Genomic DNA, 25,007 nt, shown 5'->3' on the forward strand with positions numbered 1-25,007 from the left:
CGCGGGCGCGGAGCTCAAGGGGCGTGGCGCGCCGGAGGAAGCGCGGCACAGGACGCGTCGGGCACGGCAGGGCTCAAGCGCGAACGCGCGTACCGGGTGTCGGGCGGCCGGGGGCGGGCGCGCGGTGGCGTGCGGCCGGGCGAAGGCAGGCGTCGCCGCGGTGTGGCGGGCCGCCGAAGCCAGGTGCGTCCAGGCGTCGGTGGCCCGGTGGAGGCCGTGAGGGGCCTCCACCGGGTCAGCTGAACTCGGCGAGCGTGCGCTCGGCCTCCTCCAGCCACGAGCGGCGAGCGGTCAGCGCTTCCTCGGTCTCCTTGATGTCCTTGGCGCGACCGGCGGCCTGAGCCTTGGACAGCCGCGTCTCCAGCTGCTCGATCGAGGTACGCAGCTGGTCGACGGTGCTCTGTGCCCGGGCCCTGGCCTCCGGGTTGGACCGCTTCCACTCGGCGTCCTCGGCCTTGCGCACGGCCTCGTCCACCTTGCGCAGGCCCCCCTCCAGCCGGTCGCGCTGCTCGCGCGGCACCGGGCCGGCGGCCTCCCAGCGCTCCAGGATGCTCCGCAGCGCCCCGCGGGCCGTACGGACGTCCGTCACCGGGAGGATCTTCTCGGCCTCGGCCAGCAGCTCCTCCTTGACCTCCGCGTTGGCGGCCAGCGAGGCGTCACGCTCGGCGAAGACGGCGGAACGGGCCTGGAAGAACTGGTCCTGGGCGCCCTTGAAGCGCGCCCACAGCTCGTCCTCGGCTTCGCGCGAGGCCCGCCCAGCGGTCTTCCACTGCTGCATCAGCTCGCGATAGATGGCCGCGGTCGCGCCCCAGTCGGTCGAGTCGGCCAGCGCCTCGGCCTCGGCGACGATGCGCTCCTTGGCCGCGCGTACGCCCTCGCGCTGCTCGTCCAGCCCCGCGAAGTACGCCTTGCGCCGCTTGGCGAACGCCGTGCGCGCCGCCGACAGCCGCTTCCACAGCGCGGCCTCGGTGACCCTGTCGATGCGGTCGGCGGCCTTCCACTCCTCGACGAGCTGGCGCAGCCGCTCGCCACCCGACTTCCAGTGGGTGGTCTCGTCGGCGATGCGCTCGGCCTCGGCGACGATGCGCTCCTTGACCGCCCTGGCCTCGGCGCGCGCGTGCTCGCGCGCCGCCTTGACCTCCTCGCGGCGCTCGGCGACCAGCTCGGTCAGGCCGTCGAGCCGGGCCGTCAGCGCGGCCAGGTCGCCGATGGCGTGCGCGTCGGCGACGGCCTCCCGCAGCTTGGCGATGTTCGCCTCGGCCTGGGCCGGAGCCAGGTCCGTGCCCCTGACGCGCTGCTCGAGCAACTGCACCTGACCGGCCAGCTCGTCGTACTTGCGATGGAAGTAGGCCAGTGCCTCTTCGGGTTCACCGGCCTGCCAGGAGCCGACGGCCCGTTCTCCCTCAGCCGTACGCACGTAGACGGTGCCGTCGTCGTCTACCCGGCCCCACGGGTCGGTGCTCACCGTGTCCTCCCGCACTTTCCATCAGACCCTTCGGGACTACTTCGTCCCTAGTTTGTATTACGTCAGCTCTTGCTGGCGATTGTCACGTCTTTGATTTCGACGGTTTCCTTCGGTGCTCCCGTCCCGTCCCCCATGTCGGCGATGACGCCTGCTTTGTTCACCTTGTCCAGGATGTCGAGCCCCTTGGTGATCGTACCCACCGGCGTGTAATCCGGGGTGAGGCCGATGTCGCCGTAAACGAGGAAGAACTGGCTGCCCGTGCTGCCCGGCGCCTGTGTTTTGGCCATCGCCATCACGCCGCGCTTGTACTGGGCGCCCTGGAGGTTCTCCTCGGCCATGACGTAGCCGGGGCCGCCGGAGCCGTCCTGGCTCTTGCCGTCGGCCTTGGCCGTCGGGTCGCCGCACTGCAGCATCGGGAACTTGTCGGCGCCGAGCCGGTGGCACTTGCTGCCGTCGTAGTACTTCTTCTTCGCCAGGAACTCCAGCGAGTTGGTCGTGCAGGGCGCCTTGGCGTTGTTCAGCTCGACCACGATGTCGCCCAGGTTCGTCTTGAACGTCATCGTCTTCGTGGCGGGCGTGGTCTTCACCTTCGCCGGTGGCATGCCGACGTCCTTGATCTTCCCGCCCGCGGTGTCCTTGACGTAGTCGCAGGTGCCGGTGGCCGCGTCGTACGGCTTGGGCCCCGTGCTCGCGCTGGGCGCCGCCGTGGCCGTGTCGGCCGCCGACGCCGTGGGCGAGGAGGCCGCGTCGGTCCCTGTGTTGTTGCCGCCCAGCAGCGCGACCGCGGCCACGATGCCGCCGACCACGATCACGACGCCCACAGTGGAGCCGATGATCGCTGTGCGCTTGGCCTTCTGCTCGCGCTCGAGTCGGCGCTGCATCTGCCGCTCGTAGTGCTCGCGCGCCAGCTGCTTCTGCCGGTCCTTCCCCGTGGCCACCGCTTTGCCTCCCATAGTCAATCAACTGAGGTGGGCGAATCGTATCGGCCAACGGGTAATGATTCGCAGCCCGGCGACCCGCACCGGTACCCTTCGGTTACATTCCCATTGGCTTTTCGACGAGATCACCTGAGGCAGATGCTCATCGCCGGCTTCCCCGCAGGGGCCTTCCAGACCAATTGTTACGTCGTCGCGCCTGCCCCCGGCGAGGAATGCGTGATCGTCGATCCAGGTCAGGACGCGACCGACGGCGTCGACGAGCTGCTGCGCGAGCACCGGCTCAAGCCGGTCGCGGTCCTGCTGACCCACGGCCACCTCGACCACGTCTGGTCGGTCGCCCCGGTCTGCGGCGCGCGCGACGTCCCCGCGTGGATCCACCCCGACGACCGCCACCTGCTGAGCGACCCGGCCGCGGGCTGGTCGGGCACGAGCGCCTCGATGTTCGCCGGGCTGGAGCTGAGCGAGCCCGACGACGTGCGCGAGCTGTCCGACGGCGCCGTGCTCGAGCTCGCGGGCCTGGAGCTCGTGGTCGACCACACGCCCGGCCATACCAGGGGGTCGGTGAGCTTCCGGCTGCCCGGTGACGAGATCATGTTCTCGGGCGACCTGCTGTTCGCCGGCTCCATCGGCCGCACCGACCTTCCCGGCGGCGACTACGCGACGATCCTGCGCAGCCTGGCTACCAAGTGTCTGCCGCTGCCTGACGATACGGTCGTGCTGCCGGGCCACGGACCACAGACCACGATCGGCCGCGAGCGCGCTACCAATCCATACGTGAAAGAAGCGGCGCCGCAAGCCGGTCCCACACGAGGGATCTAATGAGTTTCCAAGCACCTAAAGGGGTCAAGGAATACGTTCCACCGCAGGCCTCGACGTTCTACGAGATCCGCGGAGCGTTCGCGGAGGCGGCCAGGCGCGCGGGATACGCCTACCTGGAGACCGCGGTCTTCGAGGACACCCAGCTTTTCGCGCGCGGCGTCGGTGAGTCCACCGACGTCGTGAGCAAGGAGATGTACACCTTCACCGACCGCGGCGGCAGGTCGCTGACGCTGCGCCCGGAGTTCACCGCAGGCGTGCTGCGCGCGGTCCTGGAGTACGGCCTGCACCGCGGCCAGCTCCCGGTCAAGGTCTGGACCGACGGGCCCGTGTTCCGCGCCGAGGCGCCCCAGGAGGGCCGCTACCGCCAGTTCTACCAGCTCGACCTGGAGGCGATCGGCAGCGAGGACCCGGCGGTCGACGCCGAGACCATCGCGCTGGCCTGGCAGTGGTACTCCACGCTCGGCCTCACCCAGGTGCGGCTGCTGCTCAACTCGCTGGGCTGCAAGGAGTGCCGGCCGATCTACCGGGCCCGGCTGCAGGAGTTCCTGCGCGGGCTCGACCTGGACGAGCCCACCAGAGCGCGGATCGAGATCAATCCGTTGCGCGTGCTCGACGACAATCGCCCCGAGGTGCGCGCGCAGCTCGAGGGCGCGCCGCTCATCGGCGACCACCTCTGCGCCGACTGCAAGGCCTACCACGACCGGGTCAAGCAGCTCCTGGCCGACCTCGGCATCCCATGGGAGGACGCGCCCAGGCTCGTGCGCGGGCTCGACTACTACACCCGCACCACGTTCGAGTTCGACCACCCGCTGCTGGGCGCGCAGTCCGGCATCGGCGGCGGCGGCCGCTACGACGGTCTCTCCGAGGCCATCGGCGGTCCCGCGTTGCCCGGGATCGGCTTCGGCCTCGGCCTCGACCGCACCGTCATCGCCCTTGAGCGGGAAGGCATCGAGCTCGCCATCCCGCCGCGCTGCGAGGTGTACGGTGTGGCGCTGGGCGACGAGGCGGCGCGCGCCATGTTCAGGCTCCTGAGCGAGCTGCGCGCGGCCGGCGTCGCCGCTGACATGGCCTTCGGTGGCAAAGGACTCAAGGGGGCGATGAAGGGGGCCGACCGTTCCGGCGCCCGCTTCGCGCTGATCCTGGGCGAGCGTGACCTGGCGGCCGAGGCCGTGCAAGTGAAGGACCTGACCACCGCTGAGCAGACCGAGGTGCCCTTGGCCGAGGTCGTCGACGTTTTGAAAGGGAAAGTGCAGTGATCCGCACGCATCAGGCCGGGTCGCTCCGCAAGGAGCACGCCGGGCAGCAGGTGACGCTCGCAGGATGGGTGGCCCGCCGCCGTGACCACGGCGGCGTGGTCTTCATCGACCTGCGCGACGCCTCCGGCTCGGCGCAGGTGGTCTTCCGCGAGGAGGACCACGCCCACGACCTGCGAGCCGAATACTGCGTGAAGGTCGTCGGCCAGGTCAGGGTGCGCCCCGAGGGCAACGAGAACCCCGACCTGCCCACCGGCGCCATCGAGGTGGTGGCCGAGCAGGTCGAGGTGCTGAGCGAGTCCGCGCCGCTGCCGTTCCCCATCGAGGGCAACGTGGGGGTGTCGGAGGAGGCCCGGCTCAAGTACCGCTACCTCGACATCCGCCGCCAGCAGGTGGCCGGCGCGATGCGCACCCGCTCCAAGGCCACCTACCTCGCCAACGAGGTGATGCACGAGCTCGGCTTCGTCTACGTCGAGACGCCCACCCTGACCCGCTCCACGCCCGAGGGCGCGCGCGACTTCCTGGTCCCGGTACGCCTGCAGCCCGGCAACTGGTACGCCCTGCCCCAGTCGCCCCAGCTGTTCAAGCAGCTCCTCCAGGTGGCCGGCCTCGAGCGCTACTACCAGCTCGCCAAGTGCTACCGTGACGAGGACCTGCGGGCCGACCGGCAGCCGGAGTTCACGCAGATCGACGTCGAGATGTCGTTCGTGGACCAGGAGGACGTCATCGAGGTCGGCGAGAAGCTGATCGGCCGGCTGTGGAAGGAGATCGCCGGCTACGAGCTGCCGACCCCGCTGCCGCGCATGACGTACGCCGACGCCATGGCCCGCTACGGCTCCGACAAGCCCGACCTGCGCTTCGGCCAGGAGCTGGTCGAGATGACCGGCTACTTCGCCAACACCACCTTCCGCGTCTTCCAGGCCGAATACGTCGGCGCCGTGGTCATGCCGGGCGGGGCCTCCCAGACGCGCAAGGAGCTCGACGCCTGGCAGGAGTGGGCCCGCAGCCGCGGCGCCAGGGGCCTGGCCTACGTGCTCGTCCAGGAGGACGGGACGCTGGGCGGCCCGGTCGCCAAGAACCTCTCGGAAGAGGAGCTGTCCGGGCTCGCGGCCAAGGTCGGCGCCGAGCCGGGCGATGCGATCTTCTTCGCGGCCGGGCTTCAGCACGCCTCGCGCGAGCTGCTCGGCGCGGCCCGCCTGGAGATCGGCCGCCGCTGCGGCCTGATCGACGAGTCGGCGTGGGCGTTCCTGTGGGTCGTCGACGCCCCCATGTTCGAGCCCGTGCACGACGAGGTGGGCCGCGAGATCGGCTGGACGGCCGTGCACCACCCGTTCACCGGGCCCAAGCCGGAGTGGGCCGACAACTTCCAGGACCACCCGGGCGAGGCGTTGGCGTACGCGTACGACATGGTCTGCAACGGCATGGAGATCGGCGGCGGCTCGATCCGTATCCACCGGGCCGAGATGCAGCAGCGCGTGTTCGACGTGCTGGGCATCTCCAAGGAGGAGGCGGAGAGCAAGTTCGGCTTCCTGCTGGAGGCGTTCAAGTACGGCCCCCCGCCGCACGGCGGCATCGCCTACGGCTGGGACCGCATCTGCATGCTGCTGTCCGGCGGCGAGTCGATCCGCGACGTGATCGCGTTCCCGAAGACGGCCTCCGGCTTCGACCCGCTCACCGCCGCGCCCACGCCGATCACGGCCGAGCAGCGCAAGGAGGCGGGCGTCGACGCCCAGCCCAAGGCCGAGGTCTAGGCATGTGAAAACGGCGGGCACCGTGGCCGGTGCCCGCCGTTTTCGTGCGTTCTACTTGAACGTGATGCTCTTGATGATCACAGGGTTCTTGGGCGCGGTGGTGCCGCCGTCGCCGGTGATGTCGGCCTGGTTGACGATCAGATCCTTGCCGCTGGTGGCCAGCCCCTGCAGCATGTCCATGCCCTCGCTGACCATGCCGATGACGTTGTAGCCCGCGCCGATCTGGGTGTTCTCGTCCGACAGCGAGAAGGCGAACTGGCTGTTGTTCTGGCCCGCCGCGTCACTCGCCTGAGTCATGAACACCACGCCCTTGCCCAGGGGGATCTCGGTGTTCTCGTCGCCGTAGACGTACCCCGCGGTGCCCTGACCGTCGGTCGGGTTCTTGCCGTCGGCCTTGGCCAGCGGGTCGCCGCACTGCAGCATGTGCACCCCGGCCACGTCGGGCGTGACCAGGCGGTGGCACTTCATGTTGTTGTAGAACTTCTTCTTCGCCAGGAAGTCCAGCGAGTTGATCGAGCACGGCGCGGCGTCGGTCATGAGGTCGATGACGACCGTGCCGCGGTTGGTGACGACCGTCATCTTCTTCAGCTTCATGTTGGGCCGCTTGCCGGGCAGACCGACAAACTTGTTCGGCACCGAGGTGTCCCGCTTGTAGGTGCAGGAGACCGGGCCCGTCTTGGCCGGTGGGGCGGACGGCGCCGTCTCGCTCGGGCTCGCGCTCGCGCTCGCGCTGGCGGAGGGGCTGCTCTGCGCGGCCGCCTCGCCGGCGGGGTCCCTGTTGACCAGTGTGGTCGCGGCGAAGATGCCGCCCGCGACCACCACGACGGCCACGCCTGCGCCGATGAAGGTGTTCCGCCTCGCCTTGGCGGTCTGGCCGGCGGCGCGCTGCGCCTGCCGTTCCTTGTGCTCCCGCGCCAGCTCTTTCTGGCGGTCTTCCTCGTTCTGGCGGTCGTCGCCGCTCACCGCTATGTCCTCTCATTTTGCCAGTGCATGACCAAACAGCTTCCGCGCATGCTACCGGCCCTCGATATGTGCCGGACGTAAGTGGCGAAAGCCGCGCATGCGACAGCTGAGGTCGCGAACCATATGGTGCTCGCATTCGTAGTTGAAATGAGAACTAAAGGAGCCCCTCATGTTCGACCAGATCCTGGGCCTGCCGGCTCACCCCCTGATCATTCACTTCGCCGTGGTGCTGACCCCGCTGCTGGTCGCCACCGCCGCGGTCTACGCGCTGGTGCCGCGCTGGCGCACGTACGCGGCGTGGGCGGTGGTGCTGCTCTCCCTTGCCGCGCCCGTGGCGGTCTTCGCGGCCAAGGAGAGCGGCGAGAGCCTCAAGGCGGCCCGCTTCGCCACGGCGGACGGCGAGCTCGGGGCCCGCGTCTCCACGCACGAGAGCTTCGCCAACCCGCTGCTGCTGTCGGTGCTCGGGCTGGCCGCGTCCGGCCTCCTGCTCGTGTACGCGACCCGGCCGGCCCGTGACTCGGTCGGCCGCGACAGGTTCGGCCGGACCACCACACTGGCCCTGTCGGCGCTGACGTTGGTGCTGGCCGCGGTAGCCGGCTACTACGTCTTTCGTGCCGGCGACTCTGGTGCGAGAGCCGTCTGGGGCATTTGACCCGCACCTCGTTGCGGCGGGAACTCGCGACGCGGACGCCGCGAGTCGTGGAACGGGGCGCTTGGCGTTTCGCGGACCCGACTATCGTCTGGAGGTCTCCACGCCCTGAGACGACCGGCCCGGCCGCCTTCTGGTTTCATTTCGTGCTGACTTGGTTACCGTCCGCGAGTCTCAAGATGGCGAAGGTTCTGAGTACCCGCTACGCCTCCGGTAATCTCGCGTTGTGGATAGCTTGTTCGACTCGGCGGCCGAGGAGGCCACCCCCCAGCCCCTCGCGGTGCGGATGCGCCCGCGGACGCTCGACGAGGTGATCGGCCAGCGGCACCTGCTCGGCCCCGGCACCCCGCTGCGGCGCCTGGTCGAGAGCGAGGCTCCCATGTCGCTGTTCCTGTGGGGGCCGCCGGGCACCGGCAAGACCACGCTCGCCTACGTCGTCTCCAACGTCACCAAGCGCCGCTTCGTCGAGATCTCCGCCGTCTCCGCCGGTGTCAAGGACGTGCGGGCCGCCATCGACAACGCGCGGCGCGAACTGGGCATGACGGGCCGCCAGACCGTGCTGTTCGTGGACGAGGTGCACCGCTTCAACAAGGCCCAGCAGGACGCGCTGCTGCCCGCCGTGGAGAACCGCTGGGTCACCTTCATCGGTGCCACCACGGAAAACCCGTTCTTCTCGGTCATCTCGCCGCTGCTGTCGCGCTCGCTGCTGCTCACGCTGGAGTCGCTATCCGACGACGACGTGCGCGCCGTGCTGGAGCGCGCCGTGTCCGACCCGCGCGGCCTCGGCGGGCGCGGCACGCTCGCGCCCCAGGCCCTCGAGCATCTGGTACGCCTGGCGGGCGGCGACGCGCGCAGGTCGCTGACGTACCTGGAGGCCGCCGCGCTGCTGGCCGACGACATCACCGTGGAGGTGGTGGAGAAGGCCGTCGACAAGGCCGCCGTACGCTATGACCGGCAGGGCGACCAGCACTACGACGTGATCAGCGCGTTCATCAAGTCGATGCGCGGATCCGACGCCGACGCGGCGCTCCACTACCTGGCCCGCATAATCGAGGCGGGCGAGGACCCGCGCTTCATCGCCCGCCGCATCGTCATCTTCGCCTCCGAGGATGTGGGCATGGCCGACCCGACGTGCCTGCAGACCGCGGTGGCCGCCGCCCAGGCGGTGCAGCTCATCGGGCTGCCCGAGGGGCAGATCAACCTGGCGCACGCGGTCATCCACTGTGCCATGGCCCCCAAGTCCAACGCCGTGGTCAAGGCCATCGGGGCGGCCGTCGGCGACGTCCGCCGGGGCCTGATCGGCCAGGTGCCGGGCCACCTCCGCGACGCCCACTACCCGGGCGCGGCCAAGCTCGGCCACGGCGACGGGTACAAGTACCCGCACGATTTCGAACACGGGCTGGTGCGGCAGGAGTATGCGCCGGAGCAGGTGCGCGACCGCCGCTACTACGAGCCGACCCGCCACGGCGCCGAGGCCCCGATCGCCGACCGCTGGACCAAGATCCGCGACTTCCTCCGAGGCTCCTGACCCTCGGCGCTTTCCCGGGACGATGGTGCTGTCGCTGGAAGCGAACCATTTTGATCTACATTGTAAAGGGGGGCGGCCTTGACGCCCCTCGGGATGCGGGTGGATTCCGCGACGTCGACGCCTCTCAGGATGCGGGTGGATTCCGCGACGTCGACGCCTCTCAGGATGCGGGCGGTTTCTGCGACGTCGACGCCTCGCTGGATGCCGGTGGTTTCCGCGACGTTGGTGGTTCTCGAGGCGCTCCGCCGGCCCTCTCGGGACGCTTCCCGCGGCTTCCGGGAGGAATCGCACCGCCGGGGCGGTCGGGAAACGGGCGCGTTGATAAGACGACCGCTCGGGACGGCACCGGCGTTTGCCGGCCGCCGGGCTGGCGTGCTGCGTTGCGGTGGTGTCCGGCGGAGCGCGTGTGGCGGGGGCGCGTGACGTGGGTGGCGATCTGGCTGGACGGCGCGGCAGGAGCGCTGGACACCGGCCCTTACTCGGCGCCGGGTCGGCGGGCTGTCGTGTGGTGGTGTTCGGCGCGATGTACGCAGCGAGTGGCGGTGCACGGGCGGCGAGGCATCTCCGTGTGGCGTGGCTTGCGTGCGGCGCGGCACCCGCGTGCGGCGGGCTTGTGTGCGGCGGGCGCGCTCATGCGGCGGGGTGGGCGCGGGCGGCGGGGCGGGGCGCGGGATGGCGTAAGTTTGGGTGTGCGGCCGTGCCAAGGCGGCTGGGACGGGACTGGCCGCCGCGCGAGGTCATGATGGGCGCGCGGCGCGGCCGGCAGCGTGGCCGGGGAAGTGCCGGATGCCGACGCGGCGGACCGATCAAGGCCGGCGACCTCACCAAGGTTGTCACTGCAACGCGATAGGGTCTTGCCGTTCCGGCCCAGCGTACGAGGGAGATGAGCGGATGCTTACCGCTGGAGAGCTCGCCGGGCTGATCGCGGCCACCGGCTGGATAGTCCTGGTCTGCGTTCTCGCCATGGTGCTCGTCAAGCTCGCCAGGCTGCTCACCGAGACCACGAAGGCGGTCTCCGACCTGAACGACCGTCTGTTGCCGCTGCTCGACGACATGAGCGTCACGGTCAACGAGACCAACAGGCAGCTGATCGCCGTCGAGGCCATCGCCAAGGACGTCAAGCAGGTCAGTGGCCATGCCGCCAAGCTCAGCGCGGTCACCCAGACCATCTTCACCGGGCCGCTGATCAAGGTGTCGTCGCTCGGATACGGCGTGCGGCGCGCCATCGAGGCCCGCAGGGCGCCCAGGCTCAAGGTCCGGCCGCAGTCCGGGTTCAAGGCCGAGGCGAAGGCGGAGGCCACGGCCGCGCCGAGGCGGGCACGATGATCAGGCGGCTGTTCTATCTGTCGCTGGGCGCGTTCCTCACCTTCTGGGTGATGCGCAGGCTGCAGGCGCTCCACCCCAACCACGTCGCACGCAGGACGGCGAACGGCGCCGCGGGGATGCTCCGGCAGGTGAGAGACTTTACTTCCGACGCGCTCGGCGAGGCCGCGGAGCGCGAAACCCGGTTGCGAGCCCGCTTCGGGCTCGACAACGCTGAAGACAACAACTAACGCAAAGGATGGCCAACATGGAGTCGGCAGAGATCGCCCGCCGCTTCCTGCGCTTCTTCGAGGAGCGTGGGCACAAGGTAGTGCCCTCGGCCAGCCTGATCGCCGAAGACCCCACGCTACTCCTGGTCAATGCCGGTATGGCGCCGTTCAAGCCGTACTTCCTGGGGCAGCGCAAGCCTCCGGCGTCCCGGCTGGCCACCGCTCAGAAGTGCGTGCGGACCCCTGACATCGACGAGGTCGGCAAGACCACGCGGCACGCCACGTTCTTCCAGATGCTGGGCAACTTCTCCATCGGCGACTACTTCAAGTCCGAAGTGATCCCGTTCGCGTGGGAGCTGCTCACCAGGTCCGAGTCCGACGGCGGCTTCGGCTTCCCCGAGGACAAGTTGTGGGCCACGGTCTACCTCGAGGACGACGAGGCGTTCGACATCTGGCGTAACAAGGTCGGCCTGCCCGAGAGCCGCATCCAGCGCCGTGGCTTGGAGGACAACTACTGGCACATGGGCGTGCCCGGCCCCGGCGGCCCCTGCTCGGAGATCTACTACGACCGTGGTCCCGAGTACGGCAAGGAGGGCGGCCCGGTCGCCGACGAGGACCGTTACCTCGAGGTGTGGAACCTCGTCTTCATGCAGTACCAGCTCAGCGCGGTGCGCTCCAAGGTCGACTTCGACGTCGCCGGCGAGTTGCCGGCCAGGAACATCGACACCGGCATGGGCCTGGAGCGCATGGCGGCGATCCTGCAGGGTGTCGACAACATCTACGAGATCGACACCACGTACAAGATCCTCGACAAGGCGGCCGAGCTCACCAAGACCCGCTACGGGCGCGACCACCGCGCCGACGTCAGCCTGCGGGTGATCGCCGACCACGTGCGCACCGGCACGATGCTCGTCGCCGACGGCGTGCTGCCCAGCAACGAGGGCCGGGGCTACGTGCTGCGCCGCATCCTGCGCAGGAGCATCCGCAACCTGCGCCTGCTCGGCTCCGGCGACGACCGCTACATGCACGAGCTGACCGATGTCGCGATCAACGTCATGGGCGAGCAGTACCCCGAGCTCAAGACCGACGCGCCGCAGATCCACGGGGTCATCGACGCGGAGGAGGCGTCCTTCCTCGGCACGCTCCGCACCGGCACGGCGATCTTCGACGTGGCGGTCGAGGAGACCAAGCGCAAGTCCGGCACCACGCTCTCGGGCGACCAGGCGTTCAAGCTGCACGACACGTACGGCTTCCCGATCGACCTGACGCTGGAGATGGCGGCCGAGCACGGGCTCAAGGTCGATGAGGAGGGCTTCCGCCGGCTCATGAAGGAGCAGCGGCAGCTCGCCAAGGCCGACGCCGCGGCGAAGAAGACCGGCAACGCCGACATCTCCGTCTTCGGGCAGCTGCTGGAGAAGGCGGGCAAGGTCGAGTTCCTCGGCTACGACCAGACCGAGGCCGACACGAGCGTGGCCGGCATCCTCGTCGACGGCGTACCCGTGCCGGTGGCGGGGGCGGGGGCGACCGTGGAGGTCGTGCTCGCGCGCACCCCGTTCTACGCCGAGGGCGGTGGCCAGCTCGCCGACCAGGGTGTGATCCGCACCAGCGGCGCCGAGGTCGAGATCGTCGACGTGCAGTCGCCGATCGCGGGCCTCGTCGTCCACCGGGGCAAGGTCCGCAGCGGCGAGGTCAAGGTCGGCGACGAGGCGCAGGCGGAGATCGACATCGAGCGCCGCCGCGCGATCTCGCGCAGCCACAGCGCGACCCACCTCGTGCACCGCGGCTTCAAGAACGCGCTCGGCGAGACGGCCGCGCAGGCCGGCTCGGAGAACTCTCCCGGCCGCTTCCGCTTCGATTTCACCGCGGCGGGCGCGGTGCCGCCGAGTGTGCTGCGTGACGTCGAGGACGAGGTCAACGCGGTGCTCATCAACGACCTCAAGGTCAACGCCTTCACCACCTCGCAGGCGGAGGCCAGGGCGATGGGCGCGCTGGCGATGTTCGGCGAGAAGTACGGCGACGAGGTCCGCGTGGTCGAGATCGGCGACTACTCGCGCGAGCTGTGCGGCGGCACCCACGTCCACAGCTCCGGCCAGCTCGGCCTGGTCAAGGTGCTGGGCGAGCAGTCCGTCGGCGCGGGCGTGCGGCGCGTCGAAGCGCTCGTCGGCATTGACGCCTTCCGCTTCCTGGCCCGCGAGAGCGTGCTGGTCGCGCAGCTCACCGAGCAGCTCAAGGCGCGCCGCGAGGAGCTGCCCGAGCGCATCGACGGCATCGTCACCCGGCTGCGCACGGCGGAGAAGGAGCTGGAGAAGCTCCGCTCCGCGCAGGTGCTCCAGGTGGCGGGCGATCTGGCGGCCAAGGCCCGTGACCTGCGGGAAGTCTCCGTCGTGACACACCGCGCGCCTGATGGCACCGGTGCCGACGATCTGCGTAAGCTCGCGCTTGACGTGCGTGGCAGGTTCCCGGCCGACCGGCCGGCGGTCATCGTGATCGCCGGCGTCCCCTCCGACCGTCCAGTGGTGGTTGCCGCGGTCAACGAGGCGGGGCGCGAGCGGGGGCTCAAGGCCGGACGGCTGGTCGGCGTCGCCGCCAAGGCTCTTGGGGGTGGCGGTGGCGGCAAGGACGATGTCGCGCAGGGTGGCGGCACACGACCGGAGGGGATCGGCGAGGCGCTTCAGCTGGTCGAGCAGGCCATCGCGGATCAGCTCGGCTGATATGAGGTTCGGTACGCGGATCGGCGTGGACGTCGGCTCCGTACGCGTCGGCGTGGCTCGCAGCGACCCTTCCGGGTTCCTGGCCACGCCGGTCGAGACCGTCAGGCGCGGGAAGGGCGACCTCGACCGCATCGCCGCGATCGTCTCCGAACACGAGGCGATCGAGGTGATCGTGGGGTTGCCCACCTCGCTGTCCGGACGGGAGGGGCAGGCGGCCTCGCTGGCCCGCCAATTCGCCGGCGATCTCGCGGCCCGGCTCGAGTCGACGCCCGTGCGGCTGTTCGACGAGCGGCTGACCACGGTGGCGGCGCAGCATGGGCTGCGGGCCAGCGGCATGAAGGCCAAGAAGCAGCGCGGCGTCGTCGACCAGGCGGCCGCGGTCGTGCTGCTGCAGGACGCGCTCGACTCCGAGCGTGCCACGGATAGACCCCCAGGCAGGCCCGTCGCACCGCCCCCAGCGGCCGGCGGACCTGCCTCATGAGCGCGCGCGTCACGGGCGTCACGCCCGCGCCGACGTCGCGCCCATGTGGCCTGGCGGAGCATCGGTCCGTACGGCTCGCGTCGGTGACGGTGTCTTGGACCGCTCCCCGGTGGGACTTCGGGGTGGTCGCGTGAACGGCCGGCCCACAGACGAGGACGACACCGGCGACCTGATCCCGTTCAGCTCCGACGACTCCACGCCGGACGAGCCAGAGGAATCCGAGCAATCGCAGCCCCCGCCCGAGGCGGAGGCTGAGCCCAAGGCGGAGGGCGCGTCCGAGGGGCTGTCCGCGTCCAAGGCGGAGGCTGAGCCTAAGGCGGAGGCCGCGTCCGAGAGGGTGCCCACGTCAGAGGCGGAGGCTACGTCTGAGGCGGAGGCTACTTCCGAGGCACAGGCCGCCTCCGAGGGGGTGGCTGCGTCCGAGGCGGAGGCTGCGCCCGAGAGGGTGGTCGCGTCCGGAGCGGGGCCAGTCCCCGAAACGGGGCCCGTGTCCGCAGGCGGGGCCGCGCCTGAGCCGGAGGCCGTGGCGGAGGCTGAGGAGGCGAACGTCGCGCTGGCGTCCAAGCACCGCCGTCAGGCCATCCGCAAGGCCGGGATTGTCTCCGCCAGCTTGGTCGCGGGCCTGGTGGCGTTGGGGGCGGGGGGGATCGCGGTGCTCAAGCCGTACCTCAGCCCCAACGACTTCGACGGGCCCGGAAGCGGCGTCGTGACGGTGCGGATCGTGCCGGGCTCGAGCGCGGAGGACGTCGGCTCCACCCTGGCGGAGGCCGGGGTGGTGGCGAGCGCGCGGTCGTTCGTGCGGGCGGCGGAGGAGCGCGCGGTCACCAACCGGCTGCGGCCGGGACACTATCGGCTGCGCAAGGGCATGGCCGCCGGGGCGGCGCTCGACCTGCTGCTCGCTCCGTCGTCCAGGGTCGTGCGGCGTGTCACCATACCCGAGGGCATGCGGACGTCCGAGGTGCTCGCCCGCGTCGCCAAGCAGACCGGGCTGCCGCTCAAGCAGCTCCAGAGCGTCGACAAGGGCCTCGTCGGCCTGCCCAAATACGCTCCGGGGCTCGAAGGGTTCCTGTTTCCGGCGACGTACGAGATCGAGCCCGGTGACACGGCCGTGGACGTGCTGGCGGCGATGGTCGAGCGCTTCGGCGTCGCCGCCCGGCAGCTGGGCCTGGAGGAGCAGGCGGCGCGCAAGCACCTGACGCCGCTGGAGGCGGTCACGGTGGCCAGCATGATCCAGGCCGAGGGCGGGACCGACGCGGACTATCCGAAGATCTCCAGAGTGATCTACAACCGCCTCGAGAAGGGCACCAAGCTGGAGATCGACAGTACCGTTCTGTACGCACAGAACCGCCGGACCCTGAGGATCACGGAGCGCGACACCAAGGTCGACTCCCCCTACAACACCTATCGCCACAAGGGACTGCCTCCCGGACCCATCGCCAATCCGGGGGAGAAGGCCCTGATAGCGGCCCTGAACCCTGCCAAGGGCGATTGGCACTGGTTTGTCACGACAGATCCGGCACATAGAATCACCAAATTCACCAACAAAGAGAGCGAGTTCGTGAGATACCGGGAAGAGTTGAAAAAGAACCTCGGGACGCACTGATGTTCGAAGGGACTCCCCCCGTCCCGTCGCAAAGGCCCCAAAACGGGGCATGCGCCCTCTTCTCATCCCTTAGCATGGCTACCCAGAGTGCTCTCCGCTGGTCGTGGGAGCATGTCCGGCGGATCCCCCAGTTCCGCTCGGCGACGACCCCAGCCGGTTTGGCGGTTTCGCTTGACTCCCGGCTGGCCGTACCGGGAGATTGGCCAGCGCGACTATGAACGATCTCGATCTGAACACTCTGCTCGGCGCCGAGGACGACGAAGGTCGTGCCCGGCGCCGTCCCCGCGGTTCCGGCAAGCGCGGCGGCGGGCGCCGGCGGCGCAGGCGCCGCAACCGGGGCGGCTTCATAGCGCCGCTGCTCGCCTTCGTCGTGCTGGCGGGCATCATCGGCGGCGGCGGATACTACGGGTACCTGTGGCTCAGCGACGCGCTCGTGCCCGACGACTTCACCGGTCAGGGCACCGGCGAGGTCATCGTGGAGATCAAGGACGGCCAGAACGCCTCGGACGTGGCAGTCGAGCTGGAGCGGTTGGGGGTCGTGGCCAGCGCCAGGGCCTTCACCAACGCGATCGGCAACGCCAACAAGAGCGGCTCGCTGGTGCCCGGCTCGTACAAGCTGCGCAAGAAGATGTCGGCCGCGCAAGCAGTGTCGATGCTCATCCCGGCGAACCGGCTGCTGGCCAAGGTGACGATCCCGGAGGGTCTACGCCTGTCCCAGACCCTGCCCGCGCTCGCCAAGGCAACCGGCAAGCCCGCCAAGGAGTTCACCGCTGCGGCCAAGAACGTCGGTGAGTTCGACCTGCCGTCCTACGCCAAGAACAAGCTCGAGGGCTACGCCTTCCCGGCCACGTACGAGTTCCAGCCCAAGACCACGCCGACGGAGATGCTGGCGACCATGGTCAAGCGGTTCAACCAGACCGCCGAGGACATGGACCTCGAGGGCGGTGCCAAGGCGCTCGGCCACACACCGCACGAGATCATGATCATCGCGAGCATCGTGCAGGCCGAGGCCGGCCGGCCCGAGGACATGCCGAAGATCGCCCGCGTCATCTACAACCGGCTTGAGCGCAAGCCGCAGATGAAGCTGGCGATGGACAGCACCGTCATGTACGCGCTCGGCAAGTTCCGCACCTACGCCACGCACGCCGAACTGCTGACCAAGTCCCGCTACAACACCTACATGTACGAGGGGCTGCCGCCCGGCCCGATCGGCAACCCCGGCGACCACGCCATCGAGGCGGCGCTCAATCCGGCGAAGGGCCCCTGGCTGTACTTCGTGGCCACCGACCCCAAGGGCAACGTCACCAAGTTCGCCACCACCGAGGCCGAGCGCCAGGCGTTGCTGGCCGAATGCACCAAGAACGGCGGCTGCGGCGGCTGACCGTCCCGGCCGCACCGCCGTGGGCGTCTGCCTGTTGCTGGGGTTGGCTGGGTGCGGGCACGCGTCCTGCACCCACGAGCCGTCCCCAGCGAGCGCGGCCGCGCGTGGCCCGAGGAGCGTGACGGCGCGGCAACGGTCGCGCGGCGGCAGATGCGGGGCAAGGCGCGGGGCATGGCCGTGTCAGGTGCAGGCCGATGCGGGCGCGTACCAGTGCGGGTGAGTGATGCCAGGGCGGCCGTTTCGGCCGCCCGCCGATCACGGCGTCGCGCCGTACCGACCCATCCTTTACGGCTGCGCACGGTGGGCACCCCCCGCCGACGTGCCCCGGCGCCTGTCCAAGGGACGCTCCTCCGGTGACGGGGCGTCCCGCCGCGACGCGCGCACGGTGGGCCGTCCAGGTGGCAGGGCGTTGGCGATAGGGTCTTGCATGTTCGGAAGGAGAGTGTGGATGCGGGCTGCGGTGATGGGATCGCCCATCGGTCATTCGCTCTCGCCTTACCTGCACAGGGCCGCGTACCAGGCGATGGGGCTCGACGGCTGGAGCTACGAGGCGTTCGAGTGCGACGAGGCGCGGCTGCCCGGCCTGCTGGGCGAACTGGTGCCCGTGCGCGGCCAGGAGCCCGGTGACGGGGACGCCTGGGCGGGGCTGTCGCTGACCATGCCGCTCAAGCGGGCCGTGCTGCCCCTGCTCGACACCGTGTCCGAGCTTGCCCTGGAGGTCGGCGGCGCCAACACCGTGGTGTTCCGCGACGGGCTGCGGCACGGCCACAACACCGACGTCTACGGCATCGAGCAGGCGCTCGCCGAGGCCGGGGTGCCCGCGCCGCGCTCGGCGACCGTGCTGGGGGGAGGGGCCACGGCGGCCTCGGCGCTGGCGGCGCTGCGTAACCTCGGATTGTTCTCGGCGACGCTGCTGGTGCGCGACCCCGCACGGGCGGGGGAGACGATGGAGGTGGCCGAGCGGCTGGGCGTGGCGCTGGCGGTGGAGACGTTCGACAAGCTCGACGCCCTGACCCGGGTGGATCTGGTGGTGTCGACGCTGCCCGGCGGGGCAGCGGACGCGTTCGCGGGCCGGCTGGCACGGGTGCCCGCGCTCTTCGACGTGGTCTACTCGCCCTGGCCGACCAGCGTGGCGACGGCCGTCCAGGCCGCGGGCGGCACCGTGGTCGGAGGGTTCGCGATGCTGCTGCACCAGGCGGTGCGGCAGGTGGAGCTGATGACGGGCCGCACGGATGTGCCGGTGGAGGCCATGCGCGCAGCCGGCGAGGCCGAGCTCGTCAGGCGGACGGCCAGTCGAACGGGTTGATCGTTTTCACGTCTAGGCCTGCTTCCGCGCTTTGTGATGATCTGTGGGCCCTCGTCACAAGCCCTGCGTATCACTTCGCCAAGTCGCTGTTCGGCTTCGGTAAGTCGCCAGACGGCCATGAGACCTCCTTCGCGTCAGGCCGCGCAGGACTCTTGCGAACGAGTCTTGGCTGGGCGGGATGATTCGAGGAAGTCTGGTGGTTGTGGTAATGTAGCTCTCTGATCGGTCCGGCATGCCTTGCTGGACGCGCAAGCGGAGGTCTCCCTCCCACCTGAGTCACCGAAAAGGTGGCCGGGTCCAGGATCACGCCGGACTACTCCGGGGAGCTCAAAGGCCACGAAAGCCACAGAGCTCAGTGGCCCCGCATGCGCGACGTGCGGGGCTTTTCGCGTTCAGCGAGGAGCCCCCGCTACGACGAGCACGTAGGGATCGCAAACCTAGGAGGCCCCATCAGCACTGAGCCCCGCATCAACGAGCGTATCCGAGTTCCCGAGGTTCGCCTCGTGGGCCCGAACGGCGAGCAGGTAGGCATCGTCTCGATTCACGACGCCCTGAAGCTCGCCCAGGAGGCCGACCTTGACCTCGTCGAGGTCGCGGCCACGGCTCGACCGCCCGTGTGCAAGCTCATGGACTACGGCAAGTTCAAGTACGAGTCCGCGATGAAGGCGCGCGAGGCGCGCAAGAATCAGGCGCACACGATCATCAAGGAGATCAAGCTCCGGCCGAAGATCGACCCGCACGACTACGAGACCAAGAAGGGTCACGTGGTGCGGTTCCTCAAGGCGGGAGACAAGGTCAAAGTCACGATCATGTTCCGTGGTCGCGAGCAGTCCCGGCCGGAGCTCGGCTTCCGGCTGCTGCAGCGGCTGGCGGACGACGTCCAGGAGTTGGGGTTCGTGGAGTCCCATGCCAAGCAGGACGGCCGTAACATGATCATGGTGATCGGTCCGCACAAGAAGAAGGCCGAAGCCAAGGCCGAAAAGGCCGCAGCCAAGGCACAGCGTGGCAGCGAGGACACTTCCCCACAGGAAGGATGACCCGCGGTTGGGGTTAGCCTTACAGAGCACCCCGATTCAGCCACCAGCAGACGAAGACGCCGCGACCGGGTCGGCCCAGCACCGGCCCGGCCCGTGGCACGACCGAAACGAGGAGAGACGGCGACATGCCGAAGATGAAGACGCACAGCGGTGCGAAGAAGCGGTTCCGGCTCACCGGCACCGGCAAGATCAAGCGTCGCCGTGCCAACCGCGCGCACTACAACGAGTGGAAGTCGTCCACGCTGACGCGCCGTCTCAAGAACGAGGTCGTCCTTTCCGACGCCGATTCCAAGAAGATCAAGAAGCTGCTCGCCAAGTAGCGCGATTCCCCGGGGAGAAGAAACATGGCACGCGTGAAGCGGGCGCTCAACGCCAAGAAGAAGCGCAGGGTCGTCCTCGAGAGGGCGAGCGGGTACCGTGGCCAGAGGTCGCGTCTGTACCGCAAGGCCAAGGAGCAGATGCTCCACTCGATGACGTACGCCTACCGGGACCGCAAGGACCGTAAGGGTGCGTTCCGCCGTCTGTGGATCCAGCGGATCAACGCCGCTGCCCGCCAGAACGGCATGACCTACAACCGCCTGATCCAGGGTCTGCGCCTGGCCGGGGTTGAGGTCGACCGCAAGATCCTCGCCGATCTCGCGGTCAACGACGGTCAGACCTTCGCCACGCTCGTCGAGGCCGCCAAGAAGGCGCTGCCGGCGAACGTGAACGCTCCGGCTGCGAGCTGACGAGCCGCGAGCTGAGGCAATTGCCTTAACGAGGGGCCCACCGACGACGGTGGGCCCTTTGCTGTATGTGACAGGGGGAGAGCATGGCCGGGTCCGAGCTGACCAACGTGAAGTCGCCGCGGGTGAAGGCGGCCAGGCGGCTCACCAAGCGGGCCTTCAGAGACCAGGACCGCAGGTTCCTGGCCGAGGGGCCGCAGGCGGTGCGCGAGGCGCTCAAGCTCGAGGGTGTGCCGCTGGAGCTGTTCACCACCGCGGAGGCCGAGCTGCGCCACCCCGAGCTGATCACCGAGGCCACGCTCAAAGGCGTGCCCGTGCATCGGGCCAGCGGCGAGGTCATGTCCGAGCTGTCCCAGACCGTGACCCCGCAGGGGCTGGTGGCGGTCTGCCGGCTCGTCCACGTGCCCCTGGACGAAGCCCTGGAAGGTACGCCCCGCCTGGTCGCGATGCTCGCCCACGTGCGCGACCCGGGCAACGCCGGCACCGTCATGCGGGCCGCCGACGCCGCCGGCGCCGACGCGGTCGTCTTCACCGACGCCTCCGTCGATCCGTACAACGGGAAATGTGTACGCGCCAGCGCCGGCAGCCTGTTCCACTTGCCCGTCGTCATCGGTGCACCGGTGAGCGCCGCCGTGCGTCAACTGAAGGAGCGGGGCCTGCGCGTGCTGGCGGCCGACGGCGCGGGCAAGCACACGCTCGACGACGTCGATCTCACGGGACCCACTGCGTGGATCTTCGGCAACGAGGCCTGGGGACTACCGGAGGAGATACTGTCCGAGGCGGACGATGTGGTCAGAGTGCCCATCTACGGACAGGCTGAAAGCCTGAACCTGGCCGCCGCCGCGGCGGTATGCCTTTACTCCTCGGCTAGGGCGCAGCGAGTGCCCTAGGCGGTGGGAAACCCGCTATTGTCGGCGTTGTAGGCGGAGGAGGCGAGGTCGTGCACGGCGCAGACACCGACGGGCGAGTAGTGGCCGCCGCGTGCACGATAGCCATCGACGACCTTCCCGACGGCCTCATCGTGACCGACCGATATGGCTGTGTGCTGGCCGTCAACCGGGCCGCCGCCAGGCTCACCGGCGTGGCCATGGAGCGCGCGGTCGGCAGGCACATGAACGACGTGTTCCCCTTTCGTGATCATGACGGGCGCGACTGGTGGAAGGCGCTCGACCCCGAGGGCGGGCTGCGCATCAGGAGCAGGGTGCCGGAGCGGCCGCTGCATCTGCCCGGCGGCCAGGAGCTCTACGTCGCGGCCAGGCTCGTACGCGAGCCCGAGCGATGCGGCGAGGTCGAGCGCGTCACGATCACCCTGCGCGACGGCGGCGCCCGCGCCCGGCTGGAGCGCAGCCGCGCCGACCTGGTCTCCACCGTGGCCCACGAGCTGCGCTCGCCGCTGACCAGCGTCAAGGGGTTCACCGCGACCATGCTGGCCAAGTGGTCGCGCTTCACCGACGAGCAGAAGCGGGTCATGCTCGAGACCGTCAACAACGACGCCGACCGCGTCACCCGGCTCATCACCGAGCTGCTCGACGTCTCGCGCATCGAGTCGGGCCGGCTGGAGGTGCGCCGCCAGGTCGTCGACATCCCCGCCAGGGTGCGCCGGCTCATCGCCGGGCGTGTCGCGGCCGGTGAAGCCGAGGAGCGTTTTCGCCTGCTGGCAGGCGAAGACCTGCCGGAAATGTGGCTCGACCAGGACAAGATCGACCAGATCCTGGGTAATCTGGTGGAAAACGCGCTGCGCCACGGGCGTGGCACTGTGACAATTGAGATCGAGTCCGTCGGATGGGGAGTTGCCGTGTCGGTGCGCGATGAGGGCGAGGGCATCGAGCCCGAGCTGGCTCCGCGCGTCTTCAGGCAGTTCTGGCGGGGCGGCAACAGCCGCAGGCGCGGTGGCACCGGGCTCGGCCTCTTCATCGTCAAGGGCCTGGTCGAGGCGCACGGCGGCACGATCACCGTGCAGCGTGCGCCCGAGGGCGGGGCGGAGTTTCGATTTACTGTGCCCACCGGCACGCCCGACTTCGCCACCCCGTAGCGATCGAGTCGGCCCCGGTGGGCGGGCCCACTAGACTCTTTTCCGCTCAAGCCCTGGATTCGGAGCTCACTCTTGTCTGACTACGACCCCGTCGAGGTGACACCGTTGCATGCCGACGAAGTGTCGCGCATGGAGGCCGACGCCATCGCGGCGATCAAGGCGGCCGACAGCCTCGACGCACTCAAGCAGGCCAGGCTGGCGCATGCCGGCGACCGCTCGCCCATCGCCCTGGCCAACCGCGAGATCGGCGCCCTGCCGCCGGCCGCCCGCGCCGAGGCCGGCAAGCGTGTCGGCACCGCCCGCAAGGCGATCAACGAGGCGCTGGCCGCCCGCCAGGCCGAGCTGGAGGCCGAGCGCGACGCGCGGGTGCTCGTCGAGGAGACCGTCGACGTCACCCTGCCCTGGGACCGGCGGCCGCACGGCGCCCGCCACCCGCTGACCACGCTGCAGGAGCGCATCGCCGACGCGTTCGTCGCCATGGGATACGAGGTGGCCGAGGGGCCCGACCTCGAAGGCGAGTGGTTCAACTTCGACGCGCTCAACATCGCGAAGGACCACCCCGCCCGCTCAGACCACGACACGTTCTTCGTCGGGTCCACCGAGTCCGGCATGGTGCTGCGCACGCAGACCTCGCCGGTGCAGATCCGCGCGCTGCTCCAGCGCGAGCTGCCGGTCTACGTGATCTCGCCGGGCAAGACGTTCCGCACCGACGAGCTCGACGCCACCCACACCCCGGTCTTCCACCAGACCGAGGGGCTGGCCGTGGACGAGGGCCTGACGATGGCCCACCTGAAGGGGACGCTCGACCGGTTCGCCGAGGTGATGTTCGGCAAGGGCATCACGACCCGGTTCCGGCCCAACTACTTCCCGTTCACCGAGCCGTCCGCCGAGATGGACCTCAAGTGCTTCGTCTGCCGCGGCGCCTCGGCGATCCCCGGCAACCCGCCCTGCCGCACCTGCAAGTCGGAGGGCTGGATCGAGTGGGGCGGCTGCGGCATGGTCAACCCGCGCGTGTTGGTCGCCTGCGGGGTCGATCCGTCGCGGTATTCGGGGTTCGCGTTCGGCATGGGCATCGAGCGCACGCTGATGTTCCGCCACAACGCCGAGGACATGCGTGACATGGTCGAGGGAGACGTGCGCTTCACCCTCCCGTTCGGAATGGAGATCTGATGAAGGTCCCGCTTTCCTGGCTGCGGGAGTATGTCGATCTCCCGGCGGTCACCGCCCACGAGGTGGCCGACAAGCTCACCGCCGCCGGGCTCAAGCTCGAGTCGATCGCCTCGCACGGCCACGACGTCAAGAACGTCGTCGTCGGCGAGGTGCTCGAGATCGAGGAGCTCAGCGGCTTCAAGAAGCCGATCAGGCACTGCAAGGTCGAGACCGGCGAGGCCGCGCCACGCGAGATCGTCTGCGGCGCCACCAACTTCGCCGTCGGCGACCGCGTGCCCGTCGTGCTGCCCGGTGGCGTGCTGCCCGGTGGGTTCGAGGTCGGGGCGCGTAAGACGTACGGGCGCATGTCGGAGGGCATGATCTGCTCCGAGCGCGAGCTCGGGCTCGGCGACGAGCACGGCGGCATCATGGTGCTGCCGCCGGACACCCCCATCGGCACGGACGTGGTCGAGCTGCTCGGCCTGCGTGACGAGGTCATCGAGCTGGAGATCACGCCCGACATCGGCTACGCGCTGTCGATCAGGGGCGTGGCGCGCGAGGTGGCGACCGCGTTCGGGGTGGAGTTCCGCGACCCCGCCGACGTCGAGCCGCCCGCCGAGACCGGCCCGTCGTGGCCGGCCTCGATCGCCGACCCGACCGCCTGCGACAGGTTCGTGCTGCGCGAGGTCCGCGGCTTCGACCCCGCCGCGCAGAGCCCGCTCTGGATGCGGGTACGCCTCACGCGCGCCGGCATGCGGCCCGTGTCGCTGGCCGTCGACATCGCCAACTACCTGATGCTGGAGCTGGGCCAGCCGCTGCACACGTTCGACCGCGACAAGCTGAGCGGCGAGATCGTCGTGCGCCGGGCCGCGGCGGGCGAGCGCCTCGAGACGCTCGACCACGTCGTACGCGAGCTCGACCCCGACGACATCCTCATCACCGACCAGTCGGGGCCGATCTCGATGGCCGGCACCATGGGCGGGCTGGACACCGAGATCTCCGACGGCTCGACCGACATCGTCATCGAGGCCGCCCACTTCTCCGCGACCGGCATCTCGCGCGAGTCGCGCAGGCACGGGCTGGTGTCGGAGGCGTCCAAGCGGTTCGAACGCGGCGTCGACCGGGAGCTGCCGCTCGTCGCCTCGTGGCGGGCCGTGCAGCTGCTGGCCGAGCTGGGCGGCGCGACCGTCCAGCCCGGAGTCACGCACGCCGAGGTCGAGGTGTCGCCGCCGCGCATCGCGATCCCGTCGGACTATCCCGGCACCGTGGCCGGCGACTCCTACTCCAGGGACACCGTGATCGCCCGGCTGGAGCAGGTCGGCTGCGTCGTGACCCCCGGCAACGACCCGGCCGTGCGCAAGGGCGGCGTCGACCCGACCGGCGTCGTCACCGGCGGCGCGCTGGCGGCCAAGCTGGCGGTTGCCGGCGAAGACATGATCACGGTGACGCCGCCGTCGTGGCGTCCCGACCTCACCGACCCGAACGACCTGGCCGAAGAGGTCATCCGGCTGGAGGGCTACGAGAGCCTGCCGTCCGTGCTGCCCTCCGCCCCCGCCGGCGCGGGGCTCACCGAGGGGCAGCGGCTGCGCAGGCGGGTCGGCAGGGCGCTGGCCGAGGGCGGCTACGTCGAGGTGCTCAACTACCCGTTCATCAGCCCCGATGACTTCGACCGGCTGCTGCTGCC

The 25,007-nt window shown here is 69.8% G+C and carries 23 protein-coding genes and 1 pseudogene; 20 read left to right on the plus strand and 4 right to left on the minus strand.

All coding sequences use genetic code 11. The features are described 5' to 3' along the window. Positions 1 to 243 (plus strand): hypothetical protein (locus AB0J09_RS23585; RefSeq protein ID WP_360694763.1); only part of this gene is annotated, 243 nt, incomplete at its 5' end. Here AB0J09_RS23585 and AB0J09_RS23590 read toward each other — a convergent pair. Further along, positions 236 to 1,465 carry a DUF349 domain-containing protein gene (locus AB0J09_RS23590; protein WP_360694766.1) on the minus strand — a complete coding sequence of 410 codons (1,230 nt, stop codon included), beginning with the start codon at positions 1,463 to 1,465 and terminating at the stop codon, positions 236 to 238. The genes AB0J09_RS23585 and AB0J09_RS23590 overlap by 8 nt on opposite strands. A gap of 62 nt (positions 1,466 to 1,527) precedes the next feature. Then, positions 1,528 to 2,403 carry a peptidylprolyl isomerase gene (locus AB0J09_RS23595; protein ID WP_360694770.1) on the minus strand — a complete coding sequence of 292 codons (876 nt, stop codon included), beginning with the start codon at positions 2,401 to 2,403 and terminating at the stop codon, positions 1,528 to 1,530. A gap of 138 nt (positions 2,404 to 2,541) precedes the next feature. Here AB0J09_RS23595 and AB0J09_RS23600 point away from each other — a divergent pair, with 138 nt between their 5' ends. From AB0J09_RS23600 to aspS, 3 genes are read left to right on the plus strand one after another with little or no spacing between them, the layout of a single operon-like run. Beyond that, positions 2,542 to 3,222 (plus strand): MBL fold metallo-hydrolase, encoded by a 681-nt coding sequence (locus AB0J09_RS23600; RefSeq protein ID WP_360694773.1) that lies wholly within the window; start codon positions 2,542 to 2,544, stop codon positions 3,220 to 3,222. Next, positions 3,222 to 4,478, plus strand: a complete 1,257-nt coding sequence (gene hisS / locus AB0J09_RS23605) for a histidine--tRNA ligase (protein WP_360694776.1) — start codon at positions 3,222 to 3,224, stop codon at positions 4,476 to 4,478. Before AB0J09_RS23600 ends, hisS begins: the two co-directional genes overlap by 1 nt. Continuing rightward, positions 4,475 to 6,226, plus strand: a complete 1,752-nt coding sequence (gene aspS, locus AB0J09_RS23610) for an aspartate--tRNA ligase (protein ID WP_360694779.1) — start codon at positions 4,475 to 4,477, stop codon at positions 6,224 to 6,226. The genes hisS and aspS overlap by 4 nt, the downstream gene beginning before the upstream one ends. Positions 6,227 to 6,277: 51 nt before the next feature. On the opposite strand, the gene AB0J09_RS23615 is transcribed toward aspS, so the two are convergent. After that, entirely contained in the window at positions 6,278 to 7,189 is a 912-nt protein-coding gene (locus AB0J09_RS23615) for a peptidylprolyl isomerase (RefSeq protein WP_360694782.1), read from the minus strand. Positions 7,190 to 7,358: 169 nt separating this feature from the next. Here AB0J09_RS23615 and AB0J09_RS23620 point away from each other — a divergent pair, with 169 nt between their 5' ends. The 9 genes from AB0J09_RS23620 (at position 7,359) to AB0J09_RS23660 (ending at position 18,380) form a co-directional block, all read left to right on the plus strand. Beyond that, positions 7,359 to 7,841 (plus strand): DUF2231 domain-containing protein, encoded by a 483-nt coding sequence (locus tag AB0J09_RS23620; protein WP_360694785.1) that lies wholly within the window; start codon positions 7,359 to 7,361, stop codon positions 7,839 to 7,841. Positions 7,842 to 8,064: 223 nt separating this feature from the next. Beyond that, entirely contained in the window at positions 8,065 to 9,366 is a 1,302-nt protein-coding gene (locus AB0J09_RS23625) for a replication-associated recombination protein A (RefSeq protein ID WP_360694788.1), read from the plus strand. Between the two features lie 891 nt (positions 9,367 to 10,257). Next, positions 10,258 to 10,692 (plus strand): DUF948 domain-containing protein, encoded by a 435-nt coding sequence (locus tag AB0J09_RS23630; protein ID WP_360694791.1) that lies wholly within the window; start codon positions 10,258 to 10,260, stop codon positions 10,690 to 10,692. After that, positions 10,689 to 10,919 (plus strand): hypothetical protein, encoded by a 231-nt coding sequence (locus AB0J09_RS23635; RefSeq protein WP_360694795.1) that lies wholly within the window; start codon positions 10,689 to 10,691, stop codon positions 10,917 to 10,919. Before AB0J09_RS23630 ends, AB0J09_RS23635 begins: the two co-directional genes overlap by 4 nt. Positions 10,920 to 10,936: 17 nt before the next feature. After that, positions 10,937 to 13,609, plus strand: coding sequence for an alanine--tRNA ligase (alaS, locus tag AB0J09_RS23640; protein ID WP_360694798.1), 2,673 nt, complete (start codon positions 10,937 to 10,939; stop codon positions 13,607 to 13,609). Position 13,610: 1 nt separating this feature from the next. Next, complete coding sequence (ruvX, locus tag AB0J09_RS23645) at positions 13,611 to 14,090, plus strand: Holliday junction resolvase RuvX (protein ID WP_360694801.1); 480 nt, start codon at positions 13,611 to 13,613, stop codon at positions 14,088 to 14,090. A gap of 130 nt (positions 14,091 to 14,220) precedes the next feature. Continuing rightward, a complete protein-coding gene (gene mltG, locus AB0J09_RS23650) occupies positions 14,221 to 15,693 on the plus strand; it encodes an endolytic transglycosylase MltG (RefSeq protein ID WP_360694804.1) in 1,473 nt (490 codons plus the stop codon). A gap of 214 nt (positions 15,694 to 15,907) precedes the next feature. Continuing rightward, positions 15,908 to 17,074: an endolytic transglycosylase MltG gene (mltG, locus tag AB0J09_RS23655; protein WP_360694807.1), complete on the plus strand. Its 1,167-nt coding sequence runs from the start codon at positions 15,908 to 15,910 to the stop codon at positions 17,072 to 17,074. A 448-nt stretch (positions 17,075 to 17,522) separates the two neighbouring features. Next, entirely contained in the window at positions 17,523 to 18,380 is an 858-nt protein-coding gene (locus tag AB0J09_RS23660) for a shikimate dehydrogenase (RefSeq protein ID WP_360694810.1), read from the plus strand. Between the two features lie 32 nt (positions 18,381 to 18,412). Here the strand turns inward: AB0J09_RS23660 and AB0J09_RS23665 are convergent. Beyond that, a pseudogene (locus tag AB0J09_RS23665) lies at positions 18,413 to 18,499 on the minus strand (type II toxin-antitoxin system prevent-host-death family antitoxin); the annotation flags it as partial. Positions 18,500 to 18,829: 330 nt separating this feature from the next. Between AB0J09_RS23665 and infC the strand changes: the two are divergent. The 7 genes from infC to AB0J09_RS23700 all read left to right on the plus strand — a co-directional run. Further along, positions 18,830 to 19,417 (plus strand): translation initiation factor IF-3, encoded by a 588-nt coding sequence (gene infC / locus AB0J09_RS23670; RefSeq protein WP_090945400.1) that lies wholly within the window; start codon positions 18,830 to 18,832, stop codon positions 19,415 to 19,417. 125 nt (positions 19,418 to 19,542) lie between these two features. Continuing rightward, complete coding sequence (gene rpmI / locus AB0J09_RS23675) at positions 19,543 to 19,737, plus strand: 50S ribosomal protein L35 (protein WP_043622108.1); 195 nt, start codon at positions 19,543 to 19,545, stop codon at positions 19,735 to 19,737. Between the two features lie 24 nt (positions 19,738 to 19,761). After that, positions 19,762 to 20,145 carry a 50S ribosomal protein L20 gene (gene rplT, locus AB0J09_RS23680; RefSeq protein ID WP_153263985.1) on the plus strand — a complete coding sequence of 128 codons (384 nt, stop codon included), beginning with the start codon at positions 19,762 to 19,764 and terminating at the stop codon, positions 20,143 to 20,145. Positions 20,146 to 20,228: 83 nt separating this feature from the next. Further along, positions 20,229 to 21,032, plus strand: coding sequence for an RNA methyltransferase (locus AB0J09_RS23685; RefSeq protein WP_360694814.1), 804 nt, complete (start codon positions 20,229 to 20,231; stop codon positions 21,030 to 21,032). 50 nt (positions 21,033 to 21,082) lie between these two features. Beyond that, complete coding sequence (locus AB0J09_RS23690) at positions 21,083 to 22,174, plus strand: ATP-binding protein (RefSeq protein WP_360694817.1); 1,092 nt, start codon at positions 21,083 to 21,085, stop codon at positions 22,172 to 22,174. A 129-nt stretch (positions 22,175 to 22,303) separates the two neighbouring features. Beyond that, positions 22,304 to 23,344 (plus strand): phenylalanine--tRNA ligase subunit alpha, encoded by a 1,041-nt coding sequence (gene pheS / locus AB0J09_RS23695; RefSeq protein WP_360694825.1) that lies wholly within the window; start codon positions 22,304 to 22,306, stop codon positions 23,342 to 23,344. Continuing rightward, a partial coding sequence (locus tag AB0J09_RS23700) for a phenylalanine--tRNA ligase subunit beta (RefSeq protein WP_360694821.1) occupies positions 23,344 to 25,007 on the plus strand: 1,664 nt, incomplete at its 3' end. The genes pheS and AB0J09_RS23700, both read left to right, overlap by 1 nt.

Source organism: Nonomuraea sp. NPDC049784 (genome assembly GCF_040659615.1).
Lineage (GTDB): Bacteria > Actinomycetota > Actinomycetes > Streptosporangiales > Streptosporangiaceae > Nonomuraea.

What these genes read in the sequence shown, in the direction of transcription:
- AB0J09_RS23600 (WP_360694773.1), top strand. Translation starts at nt 2,542, where the DNA reads ATGCTCATCGCCGGCTTCCCCGCAGGGGCCTTCCAGACCAATTGTTAC.
- hisS (WP_360694776.1), top strand. Translation starts at nt 3,222, where the DNA reads ATGAGTTTCCAAGCACCTAAAGGGGTCAAGGAATACGTTCCACCGCAG.
- AB0J09_RS23620 (WP_360694785.1), top strand. Translation starts at nt 7,359, where the DNA reads ATGTTCGACCAGATCCTGGGCCTGCCGGCTCACCCCCTGATCATTCAC.
- AB0J09_RS23630 (WP_360694791.1), top strand. Translation starts at nt 10,258, where the DNA reads ATGCTTACCGCTGGAGAGCTCGCCGGGCTGATCGCGGCCACCGGCTGG.
- AB0J09_RS23635 (WP_360694795.1), top strand. Translation starts at nt 10,689, where the DNA reads ATGATCAGGCGGCTGTTCTATCTGTCGCTGGGCGCGTTCCTCACCTTC.
- alaS (WP_360694798.1), top strand. Translation starts at nt 10,937, where the DNA reads ATGGAGTCGGCAGAGATCGCCCGCCGCTTCCTGCGCTTCTTCGAGGAG.
- ruvX (WP_360694801.1), top strand. Translation starts at nt 13,611, where the DNA reads ATGAGGTTCGGTACGCGGATCGGCGTGGACGTCGGCTCCGTACGCGTC.
- mltG (WP_360694807.1), top strand. Translation starts at nt 15,908, where the DNA reads ATGAACGATCTCGATCTGAACACTCTGCTCGGCGCCGAGGACGACGAA.
- AB0J09_RS23660 (WP_360694810.1), top strand. Translation starts at nt 17,523, where the DNA reads ATGCGGGCTGCGGTGATGGGATCGCCCATCGGTCATTCGCTCTCGCCT.
- rpmI (WP_043622108.1), top strand. Translation starts at nt 19,543, where the DNA reads ATGCCGAAGATGAAGACGCACAGCGGTGCGAAGAAGCGGTTCCGGCTC.
- rplT (WP_153263985.1), top strand. Translation starts at nt 19,762, where the DNA reads ATGGCACGCGTGAAGCGGGCGCTCAACGCCAAGAAGAAGCGCAGGGTC.
- AB0J09_RS23685 (WP_360694814.1), top strand. Translation starts at nt 20,229, where the DNA reads ATGGCCGGGTCCGAGCTGACCAACGTGAAGTCGCCGCGGGTGAAGGCG.
- pheS (WP_360694825.1), top strand. Translation starts at nt 22,304, where the DNA reads ATGGAGGCCGACGCCATCGCGGCGATCAAGGCGGCCGACAGCCTCGAC.